Annotated in this window: 7 protein-coding genes; 3 read left to right on the forward strand and 4 right to left on the reverse strand. The window is 71.2% G+C overall.

Annotated elements, in window-relative coordinates; all coding sequences use genetic code 11:
• Positions 1–19: 19 nt before the first annotated feature.
• Together DEJ12_RS07475 and DEJ12_RS07480 are read right to left on the reverse strand one after the other, a co-directional pair.
• Positions 20–3,010, reverse strand: coding sequence for a UPF0182 family protein (locus DEJ12_RS07475; RefSeq protein WP_181433047.1), 2,991 nt, complete (start codon positions 3,008–3,010; stop codon positions 20–22).
• Between the two features lie 165 nt (positions 3,011–3,175).
• Positions 3,176–4,285 carry a PDZ domain-containing protein gene (locus DEJ12_RS07480; RefSeq protein ID WP_111029540.1) on the reverse strand — a complete coding sequence of 370 codons (1,110 nt, stop codon included), beginning with the start codon at positions 4,283–4,285 and terminating at the stop codon, positions 3,176–3,178.
• A gap of 152 nt (positions 4,286–4,437) precedes the next feature.
• Between DEJ12_RS07480 and DEJ12_RS07485 the strand changes: the two genes are divergently transcribed.
• Entirely contained in the window at positions 4,438–5,856 is a 1,419-nt protein-coding gene (locus DEJ12_RS07485; RefSeq protein WP_111029541.1) for a zinc-dependent metalloprotease, read from the forward strand.
• A gap of 60 nt (positions 5,857–5,916) precedes the next feature.
• On the forward strand, positions 5,917–6,774 hold the full coding sequence (locus tag DEJ12_RS07490) for a TOMM precursor leader peptide-binding protein (protein ID WP_111029542.1): 858 nt from the start codon (positions 5,917–5,919) through the stop codon (positions 6,772–6,774).
• On the opposite strand, the gene DEJ12_RS07495 is transcribed toward DEJ12_RS07490, so the two are convergent.
• Both DEJ12_RS07495 and nudC read right to left on the reverse strand, forming a co-directional pair.
• A complete protein-coding gene (locus DEJ12_RS07495; RefSeq protein ID WP_181433046.1) occupies positions 6,665–8,431 on the reverse strand; it encodes an ATP-dependent helicase in 1,767 nt (588 codons plus the stop codon). The genes DEJ12_RS07490 and DEJ12_RS07495 overlap by 110 nt on opposite strands.
• Positions 8,428–9,363, reverse strand: coding sequence for an NAD(+) diphosphatase (gene nudC, locus DEJ12_RS07500; RefSeq protein ID WP_071405456.1), 936 nt, complete (start codon positions 9,361–9,363; stop codon positions 8,428–8,430). The genes DEJ12_RS07495 and nudC overlap by 4 nt, the downstream gene beginning before the upstream one ends.
• A 116-nt stretch (positions 9,364–9,479) precedes the next feature.
• Here nudC and DEJ12_RS07505 point away from each other — a divergent pair, with 116 nt between their 5' ends.
• Positions 9,480–10,478 (forward strand): phosphotransferase, encoded by a 999-nt coding sequence (locus tag DEJ12_RS07505; RefSeq protein WP_111029543.1) that lies wholly within the window; start codon positions 9,480–9,482, stop codon positions 10,476–10,478.
• The last annotated feature ends 112 nt before the right edge of the window (positions 10,479–10,590 follow it).

The raw sequence follows: 10,590 nt of genomic DNA on the forward strand, positions 1-10,590 counted from the left end.
AGTGCCCCGCCACGGTGTGTCAGTTGCCGTTCTCGGCTGCCGTGGCGGCCTCGATCGCGTCCTGGAGGCGCTGGTCGGCTTCCGCCGCAGCGACCAGGTCGTTGTCGGCGTAGGCCTCCTGGCGGTCCTGCAGGGCTGCCTTGGCGTCGGCCAGGGCCTCCTGCAGGGCGTCGTTGTCGGTCGAGCCGGAACCCGTCGAGCCGGTCGAGCCGGTCGATCCGGAGCCCGAGGAACCCGTGTCGGAACCGGACCCCGTGTCGGAGCCGGACCCGCTGTCGGAACCGGAACCGGAACCGCTGTCGCTGCCGCTTGCGCCGGAGTCGCCGGCCGCCGCACCGGAGTCGCCGCCGAACAGCGAGTTCAGCGCTTCGTCGAGGGTGTCCTCGAACGCGATCTTGTCGCCGAAGGCCACGAGGACCTTCTGGAGCAGCGGGTACGAACCACTCGAGGTCGACTGGACGTAGACGGGCTGCACGTAGAGGAACCCACCGCCGACCGGGAGCGTGAGCAGGTTGCCCTGCTTCACGGTCGAGTTGCCCCGCTTCAGGATGTTCAGCTCCTGCGACACGGTCGAGTCACCGTTGAAGAGGCTCTGCACCTGCCCGGGGCCCGGGATGTTGTCGGTCTTCGGCATCGTCAACAGCGTGAGTTTGCCGTAGCCCGACGCCTTCTCGCCCTTGCCGGCACCACCCGCGTCGGAGTTCACTGCCAGGTAGCCGGTCAGCACGTTGCGGTTGTTCGCCCCGGCCGACTGCTGCGGGATGTAGGTCGTGTACAGCGAGTACGCCGTCCCCTGCCCCGGCACCTTCATCGTCAGGTAGTACGGGTCCTGCAGGTTCGCCCTGTTGGCGGTCGTCGTCGTCTGCGCGCCGAGTGCGTTCGTCGACGTCGCCGCGGTGTCGGCGTCACTGTCCGACGTCGCCGTGCTGGTCGGTTCCTGCGGGGTGTTCCACGCGTCGTCGCCCGAGTAGAACGAGTTGGCGTTGGTCACGTGGTACGTACCGAGGATCGAGCGCTGCACCTTGAACAGGTCCGTCGGGTACCGCACGTGGTCGAGGAGCTCGGCGCTCATGCTCGACACCGGCTTCATCGACGTCGGGAAGATCTTCTGCCACGTCTTCAGGACCGGGTCCTTCGTGTCCCACGTGTACAGCGTCACCTTGCCCGTGTAGGCGTCGACGGTCGCCTTCACCGAGTTCCGGATGTAGTTCACCTGGTCGGTGCGGTACGTCGAGGACTCGGCGCCGGCGATGCTGTCCGACAGGCTCTGGCTCTGCGAGTACGGGTACGCGTCGCTCGTGGTGTATCCGTCCACCACCCACTGGATGCGGTGGTCGACGATCGCCGGGTAGGCGTCGCTGTCGACGGTCAGGTACGGCGCCGCCTTCTGCACGCGGGTGATCGGGTCGCGGTCGTAGAGGATCTGCGAGTCCTTGTTCACCGCGTTCGAGAGCAGGATCTGCTCCGACTGGAACTTCGCGGCGTAGACGAGCCGGTTGAAGAAGTTGCCGAGGCTCGGACCGCCGTCGCCGGCGTAGGTGGTGGTCGCGTTCCCGCCGTTGTCGTCGTCCGAACCGGACGGGTAGTCGAGCTCCACGTCCTTCGTGCCCTTCGGCGCACCCACGATCGAGTAGGGCGGCGACGTCTCACCGAAGTACACGCGCTGCTGGAAGTCACCCAGCGCACCGTTCGACGGGATCCCGGACTCGAGGAACACCGGCTTGCCGTCGCTCGCGCGCTGGTTGCCGTAGGCCGCGGTGACGCCGTAGCCGTGGGTGTAGACGAACGCCCGGTTGTACTGCGTGTTCGCGGCCGAGCTGAGCCCGGCGAGGTCGATGTCGCGGACCGCGATGACGGTGTCCTCGGTCTCGCCCTTGACGTCGTAGCGGTCGACGTCCAGCTCCTTCGGGAACTGGTAGTACTGCCGGTACTGCTGCAGCTGGCTGAACGTGTCGGAGACGATCTTCGGGTCGATGAGACGGATGTTGGCCGTGGTCTGCGCGTCCTTCGCGAGCGCACCCGAGCTCGTCTCGGTCGTGGCGTCGTAGTTCTGTTCCTCGACGCCGGCGACACCGTAGGCGTCACGCGTGGCCTTGATGTTCCGCTCGATGTAGGCGGACTCGAAGGTGCGCTCCGAGGGCTTCACCTGCAGACGCTGGACGACCCACGGGTAGATGCCGCCGACGACGATCGCGGCGACGAGCAGCAGGCCCGTCCCGACGATCGAGATGCGCCAGCGGCCGATGACCGCCGTGACGATGAAGAGCAGCGCGACGATCGCCGCGATGCCCGCCATGATCTCGCGGCCCGGGATGACCGCGTTGACGTCGGTGTACTGGGCACCGGTGATGAGTGAGTTCGACTTCGTCAGCGCCGCGTACTGGTCGAGCCAGAGGCTGACGGCCTGCAGCGCGATGTAGAGCGCCGCCGTGACCGCCAGCTGGATGCGCGCGGCACGGGAGATCCGGACCTCGCGACCACCGAAGCGGAGCGCACCGTAGAGGTAGCTCGCAGCGAGCGCGGCGAGGCCGGCGATGAGGACGACGGCCGACGAGTAGGCCACGATCGAGCGCCAGAACGGCAGCTCGAACACGTAGAACCCGATGTCCAGTCCGAACTGCGGGTCGGTCTTGCCGAACGGCGTGCGGTTGAAGTACTCGAGGACCATGCTCCAGCGGCCCGCGGTCGAGAGCCCGGCGAAGATGCCGAGGACCACGGGGATGCCGATCATCACGGCGCGCCGCAGCGGCTCGATGACCTGCTGGTAGCGGTCGAGCTGCGAGTTGAGCTTCGCGTAGACCGGCCGGAACCGGAACGCGAGCGCGATGCTCACGAAGACCGGGACCGCCATGCCGAGGAATCCCGCCAGGAACATCAGGGTCCCGGCGATCCACCGGGTGGTGAGGACCTGCTGGAACCCGAGCTGCGCGAACCACGCGTAGTCGGTGTACAGGCTGGCGAAGATGAAGAAGGCGATCACCAGTGCGGCCAGCACGATGATCGTGACCACGATGGGGACCCGCGGCGAACGCCGCCCCGAGGTGGACGAGGTTGTCGTCACTTGATGTGCTCCAGACGTGTCGGACCGGCGGGCCCGGCTCGCGGCGGGCCGTCAGTGACACTGATCCTATGGGACCGGACCGAGCGTGAACCTGTACGGGGGCTCAGGACCGGGTCAGGACCCGCAGCGGGCGAGCTTCGCGGTGCTCCCGCCGTCGGCGATCGTCTGCAGGTCGGTGACGGCCTGGTCGAGCGTGGAGACGCTGTAGACGTCGAGCCCGTCCGGCACGTGCCCGACGACCTCGTCGCAGTTGTCCGCGGGGGCGAGGAACACCGTGGCGCCCGCGTCCGCGGCACCGTAGAGCTTCTGCCGGATCCCGCCGATGGGGCCGACCTCGCCGGCCGCCGTGATCGTGCCGGTGCCCGCGACGTGCTTGCCGCCGTTCAGCTTGCCCGGCGTGATCTCGTCGATGATCCCGAGCGCGAACATCATGCCGGCGGACGGACCGCCGACGTCCTGCAGGCGGATCGACACCTTGAAGGGGAACTCGTAGCGCTCGGTGACGCCGACCCCGAGCAGCGCCGTGCCCTGCTCGCTGCGCGGCGTCACCCGGACGTCCTTCGTCGCGCCGTCCCGTTCGACGGTGACGGTCGCGGGGCTCGAGGTGCCGTGCTGCGCGACGGCTTCGCGCAGGCTCACCGCGTCGGCGTTGGTCGTGAGCGACTTGCCGTCGAACGCCGTGATGACGTCGCCCTTCTCGATCGTGCCGTCGGCCGCTGAGCCCTCCTGCACGGCGCTGACCTCGAGTTCCGTGGGCAGGTCGTTCCCCTGCTGGATGAGCGCGGCGGCGACGGCTGACTGCTGCGACGCCTGCATGTCGGCGGAGTCCTGCTCGTTCACCTGCTCGGTCGTGGTGCCGCTCGGGTAGATCGCCTCGACCGGGATCACCGCCTGCGACCTGGTGAAGATCGCGCGGATCACGCTGGTCCACGACGGGCGGTTCGTGGCGTCGCCCTGGATGCCAACGGTGAGCATGTCGAGGGCGCCGGCCGTCGGGTACGTCTCGTGGCCGGACACCTGGATGAGCTTGACGTCCTTCGCGTCCTTGCCCGTCCCCTGCTCCTGGGTGCCGATCGTGTTGTAGACCGGCCCGGGGACCTCGATGAGGTACGGGCTGGGCAGCAGGCTCGCCAGCAGTCCCAGCACGACCGCGCCGATCAGGAACGCCCACCCGACGGTCCGGGCACGCGAGCGACGACGGGGCGCGGGGGCGAAGAGGGTCACGCGGGGTCCTTCCGAGGTGGGCACCCGCGCCTGGAGGCAGGGTGGTCGCCCGCGTCTCGCGACGGGGCTGTTCGCCCTGGGCGCAGCGCTTCGGGCGTTCCCACGGGGGCATCCCAGGTACGGCCCCGTGAGCAGCGATTAGCGTAGTCGGCATGCCTGATGAACCACAGCCGGGGCCGGACGACGACTTCCAGGAGATGCTGCGCAAGCTGCTCTCGGGCGAGGGGCAGATCGACCCGTCGCAGCTCGCCGGTGCCGCCGGTCTGCCGAACGACCCGGCATCCGTGGCGAACCTGATGAGCCAGCTCCAGCGTGCCGCGCAGTCCGGCGGTGACGGCATCGACTTCTCGGCCACCGCGGAACGCGCCAGCGCGATCGCTCGGGACGGCGGCCACCCCGTCGACCCGGCCACCTCGCAGGCGGCCGACCAGGCGTTCCAGGTCGCCGCGCTGTGGCTCGACGAGGTCACGACCGTCGCCGAGCTGACCGCGACCCCGAGTCTCTACACGCGTGAGCAGTGGGCCAAGGCGACCGTCCCGGTGTGGACGCAGATCGCCGAGCCGGTGGCCTTCAGCATCGCCGATGCCCTGACCGAGGCGATCGACCAGCGTGCTCCCGAGCAGCTCAAGGCGATGCTCGGCGACGTCTCGAAGGCGATGCGCGGCATCGGCGGGGCACTGTTCGCGATCCAGCTCGGCCAGGTCGTCGGGCAGCTGTCGAAGGAGGTCGTGTCCGGCGGTGACGTCGGCGTACCGCTCCTCGACGAGCAGGTCGCGGCACTCCTGCCCCAGAACGTCGCCGAGTTCGCCGAGGGCCTCGACGTCTCCGAGGACGAGGTCCGCATCTACCTCGCGGTCCGCGAACTCGCCCACGCCCGGCTCTTCCGGTCGGCACGGTGGCTCCGCCTGCACATCATCTCGTCCATCACGGACTACGCGCGGGGCATCCACATCCCCTTCGACCGCGTCGAGGAACTCGCGGCCGACATCGACCCGACCAACCAGGAGCAGCTGCGCGACGCACTCGCCTCGGGTGCCCTCATCCCGCCGCGGACCGCCGAGCAGGACGCCGCGCTCGCCCGACTCGAGACGATGCTCGCCCTGGTCGAGGGCTGGGTGGACACGGTCACCGCCGCGGCCACGGTCCGTCTCCCCAAGGCCGGAGCGATCGCCGAGATGGTGCGCCGTCGCCGTGCGGCCGGCGGCCCGGCCGAGTCGGCGTTCGCGACACTCGTCGGCCTCGAGCTGCGTCCGCGTCGTCTGCGTGAAGCCGCCGCGATGTGGCAGCGGGTGACCGACGAGCTCGGCGCCGAAGAGCGTGACGCCCTCTGGTCGCACTTCGACCTGGTGCCGACCTCGGACGACGTCGACGCACCCGACGCCCTCGTCGCACGGCTGCGGAACCCGTCCCAGACCGACGAGGACGACGCGTTCGACAAGGCCCTCGAGGACCTGCTGAACGACTCGACCGGTGCGCGTCCGCACGAGGACGAGTCCGGCCGCGTGGCCGACGACCCCGAGGGTGGAGCGGGCGACGAGCCCGGGAACGACACGGGCGACCAGCCCCGCTGAGTTCTCCACAGATCCCCCTGGTGACCCCACGCGTGCCGCGCACTCCGGCACCGTGGGGTCATGGGCATCCGCATCGATCCGACGCTCGAGTTCGTCTGGCGTGACCCCGCCACGGTCCAGCTCGGGGTCGATCCTCCACGCGCCGTCGTCGCGGTGCCCAGCACGGGGGAAGAACGGTTCCTCAACGGTCTGCGACGCGAGACCGGCCACGACGTGCTGGCAGGCCTGGCGGCCGCGTCGGGGTGCTCGCCGGAACGTGCTGCGGGTGTGCTCGGTGCCGCGTCGCCCGCGGTGGTCGAGGTCCTGCCCGAGCCGCTCGAACGCATCGAGGTGCACGGCACCGGTGTCCTCGCCGACGCCGTGGCGACGTTCCTGTCCGGCGAGGGCGTGACGGTCAGCCGCACCACCGCGCCCGCCGGAGGGCCGATCGTGCTGCCCGAGCCCGAACCACGCCTGGCCGTGGTGGTGGCCGACCACGTCGTCGACCCGGCGCTCCGCGCCGCGTGGACCCGCCGGGGTGTGCCGCACCTGGCGGTCGTCGTCGGCGACGGACGCGTCCGTCTCGGTCCGTTCGTCGTGCCGGGAGCCGGGCCGTGCCTCCAGTGTGCTGAGTACGCACGCGTCGACGACGACCCGGCCTGGCCGGCCATCGCCGCCCAGGTGTGGGGGCGGCACCCGACACCGCTGTCCCCGTGGCGGGCGGCGGCGGTGGCCGCTGCCACGACGCGGATGCTGCTGGAACGACTCCCGCTCCGGACGCAACGAGCCGACCCCGACCAGCTCGTCTTCGAGCGCGACGACCTGTCGGTCAGCCGTTCGCCGGTCCGGCCCCATCCGCGGTGCGCGTGCCGAGCGCTGCCAGGAACCGACTCGGAGCCCGGGCTCCCCCACGCGTGGAGCCCTGTTGCGACCACGTGATCGTGACGGAACGGCGGGCGCGTGTCAGCCCGACGTAGAACAGGCGTCGTTCCTCGTCCACCTCGGTGTCGGTCGACGCGTGCGAGATCGGCAGGAGCCCCTCGGCGGCGCCGGCGATGACCACGTGCGGCCACTCCAGACCCTTCGACGAGTGCAGCGTCGCGAGCGTGACGGCGTCGACCTCGGGCTCGTGGTGCGTCGCCGCACGGTCCACCAGGTCCTGGGTGAACTGCTGCATCGTCGTACCCGCGGGGGCGTCCTCGGCCAGGCCCATGATCGCCTGCAGCGCTTCCCACTGCTCGCGGACTGCGCCGGTGCCCTCCGGCGGCGTCTCCGTCCAGCCGCTGACCTGCAGCACCAGCCGGACCCGTCGGGTCAGCTCGTCGTCGGTCTGCCGGATCGCCTCGCCGCGCATGTGGTGGACGGCGAGCTTGACCTCCGGGCGGTTGAAGAACCGGGTCCCGCCCTGCACGCGGTAGGGGATGCCGTTCCGTCCGAGCGCGGACTCGAGCGCAGCGGACTGCGCTCCGACTCGGAAGAGCACGGCGCAGTCCCCGTAGGACGCTCCGGCCCCGACGAGCTCGGCGATGCGCCGGGCGATGGTCTGTGCCTCGTCGCCGTCGTGGACGCAGGCCAGCACGACCGGTTCCGGGCCCGGTTCCTGGCTCTGGGCCACCAGGTCGAGCGCGCCGGGCTGGCCGCGCATCAGCGTGTTGGCAGCGGACACGACCTCGCGGGTGGAGCGGTAGTTCCGCTCGAGGCGCAGGACCGACCCGCGCGGGAACTCCGACCCGAACCCGAGCAGGTAGTCGCTCGATGCGCCGGCGAACGAGTAGATGGTCTGACTGGCGTCACCGACGACGCACAGGTCGTCACGGCCGCCCAGCCAGGCCCGCAGCAGGTCGTGCTGCACGGGCGAGACGTCCTGGTACTCGTCGACGACGAAGAACCGGTACTGCTGCCGCACGTACGACGCCACGCGGGGCTCGGACTCGACCATGCCGAGGGTCGCCAGCAGGACGTCCTCGAAGTCCAGCTGCCGCCGGTCGTCCTTCAGTCGCTCGTACGCCTTCATCAGGTCGATGACCCGGCGCGGTGTGGTGTCCCGCGGCATCACCCGGTCGGCGGCGGCGGCCTCGTACTCGTCGAGCGAGAGCATCTGCACCTTGCGCCACTCGACCTCGGCGGCCAGGTCGCGGAGCACCGGGGTGTCGACGTTCATGCCGACCGTGTCCGCGGCGTGGGCGATCATCCGCCCCTTGGACTCGACGATCTTGGGGGCGTGCCCGCCGACGGTGTCCGGCCAGAAGTAGCTGAGCTGCGCCATCGCCGCGGCGTGGAAGGTGCGCGCCTGGACCGTCCCGGCCCCGAGCGCGCGCAGGCGCGACCGCAGTTCGCCTGCGGCACGGGTCGTGAAGGTCAGCGCGAGGACGTGGTTCGGCGCGTAGGTCCCGGTGGCGACGCCGTAGGCGATCCGGTGCGTGATCGCACGGGTCTTGCCCGTCCCGGCGCCGGCGAGCACGGCGACCGGACCGAGCAGGGTGCGGGCGACAGTCCGCTGCTCGGCGTCGAGCGCGGCGAGCAGTTCGTCGGGCGACGGCGGCCGGGGCTCGACTGCCCCGGCACCCGTTGCACCGCGCGGACCCGTGACGCTCACGGCAGGTCCAGCGGCCCGCCGTACCACTCCTCGATGATGGCGCGGGCGATCGAGGTGCGTCCCGGCAGCAGCAGGGTGTCGCCGGCGCGCTCGCGGATCTCGTCGCGCGAGAACCACCGGACGTCCAGGATCTCCACGCCGTCGGGGCGGGCGGTCGTCGGGTCACCGCCGGCTGCGCGGGCACGGAAGCCCACCATCAGCGACGCCGGGAACGGCCACGGCTGCGAGCCGAGGTACTCGGGCTCCTCGACACGGACGCCGGACTCCTCCCAGACCTCGCGGCGGACGGCGTCCTCGAGCGACTCCCCCGGCTCGACGAACCCGGCCAGCAGCGAGTACCGGTCGGCGTCCCACGCGGCGTTGGAACCGAGCAGGATCCGGTCGTCGGCGTCGACGACCCCGACGATGATCGCCGCGTCCGTGCGCGGGAAGAGGTCGTGCCCCTCGGGGTCGCGCCGGACCCATCCGCCGCTCACGACGGCAGTGGGTGAGCCGGTGCGCGGCGAGAAGCCGTGCACGGCGTGCCAGTTGGCCATCGCGACGGCTTCGACCGCCAGGCCCTGGTCGCGCGGCGAGAGCTCGGTGCCGAACATCCGGAGGCTCTGCCAGGCGTCGTCGTCGGGTTCGATGGCGGTGGCCGTCGCGCTGTCGATCAGGGCGGCGACGAAGCGGGTACCCGCCGGGGCATCGGCGGCGTCCGACACCGCACGGCCGAGGTACAGGGTCACGGTGTCGACCGGGATCTCCGTCGCGGTCACGAAGCGCAGGGTGCCGTCGGCGTTCCGGAGCATCTCGGCACCGCGCACCGGCAGGTACCGGGTGTGCTCGTCCTCGCGCAGGACACGCTCGACGTCGTCGGTCGTGCGGAACTCGGCGTCGCGGTCGAGTTCGTTGCGGGAGAGCGGGAGCCGGGCGGCGAACTCGACGGTCACGGCGGGAGAGCTCCTCGGATCGGGTGCGGACGTGCAGGAGACGTGCGGTGGGCGTGCGGGCCGCCGAACAGCGTGGCGTGCAGCCGTGCACGCGTCACGCGCCTACCCTGAGGGGCATGGCGGGATCCCAGTTCACTCTAGCCGCGTTGGCGACGACGGCCGTTCCAGGTCTCCTCGTCACGGGAACGCGCACGCTCGGCTCGGCCGCGGCCGGCGACTACGAGTCGGCGCTCCTCCGCGACGCCGACGGCACCGAGATCGTCATCCGCCGCCCCCGGAACCAGCGTGCCGAGGCGCGGCAGTCGGCCGACCTCGTCGCCATCCGCGCGCTGAGCGCCGGCATCCGCACACGCCTGCCGTTCGGCGTCGCCGAGTACCGCGGCCAGGCGCCGATCGGGTCGACGCGCGCCATCGTCACGACGCGGCTGGCCGGGGCTCACCCGACCCTCGCGTCGCTCGTCGAGCGCCCCGACCTCGCCACCAGCGTCGGCCGTGCCCTCGCCGCGATCCACCAGCTGCCGACGAGCTTCGTCTCCGACGCCGGCCTGCCGTCGCTCACGCCGTTCGAGGTGCTCCGGTCCGCCGTCTCGGTGATGGACCGCGCCGTGGCGACCAAGCTCGTCCCCGCCGCGCTCGTCGAACGCTGGGAGGGTGCCGCCCGCGACCAGCAGCTCTGGCAGTTCACGCCGACCGTCGTGCACGGTTCGCTCGGCACCGGCGCCCTGCTCGTCGACGGCGACGCGGTGACCGGGGTCCTCGACTGGGGCGAGCTGCGGCTCGGCGACCCGGCGAAGGACCTCGCCTGGGTGCTCGCCGGCCGCCGCGACGCCTTCGACACCGTCCTCAGCGCCTACGAGGCGAACGGCGGCGGACGCGACCGCCAGCTCGCACAGCGTGCACGCGTGCACCACGAACTCGAGACGGCGCACTGGCTGCTGCACGGCGTCCAGGCGAAGAGCACCGAGGTCGTCGACGACGCCGTCGCGATGATGCACCGCCTGGTCGACGCGGTGCACGCCCCGAGTGCGGAACCACTGCAGTCCGTGTCACCCGAGACGATGGAGATCGGCGAGGTGGAGCAGCTGTTGTCCTCCACCGAACGCCGCCACGGCTGACGCTTCGTGAGCAGGAATGGTCGGGTCGCTGCGGCGCACCCGACCATTCCTGCTCACGAAGTGCGGCAGGAGTCGTGGACGCGACCGCCTGGAGGCCCGGCGCGGGTCCGGC

It is taken from the genome of Curtobacterium sp. MCLR17_059 (assembly GCF_003234665.1).
Taxonomy (GTDB): domain Bacteria; phylum Actinomycetota; class Actinomycetes; order Actinomycetales; family Microbacteriaceae; genus Curtobacterium; species Curtobacterium flaccumfaciens.

Excerpts from the sequence above, each read along its gene's own strand:
- DEJ12_RS07485 (WP_111029541.1), top strand. The coding sequence starts at position 4,438 with ATGCCTGATGAACCACAGCCGGGGCCGGACGACGACTTCCAGGAGATG.
- DEJ12_RS07490 (WP_111029542.1), top strand. The coding sequence starts at position 5,917 with ATGGGCATCCGCATCGATCCGACGCTCGAGTTCGTCTGGCGTGACCCC.
- DEJ12_RS07505 (WP_111029543.1), top strand. The coding sequence starts at position 9,480 with ATGGCGGGATCCCAGTTCACTCTAGCCGCGTTGGCGACGACGGCCGTT.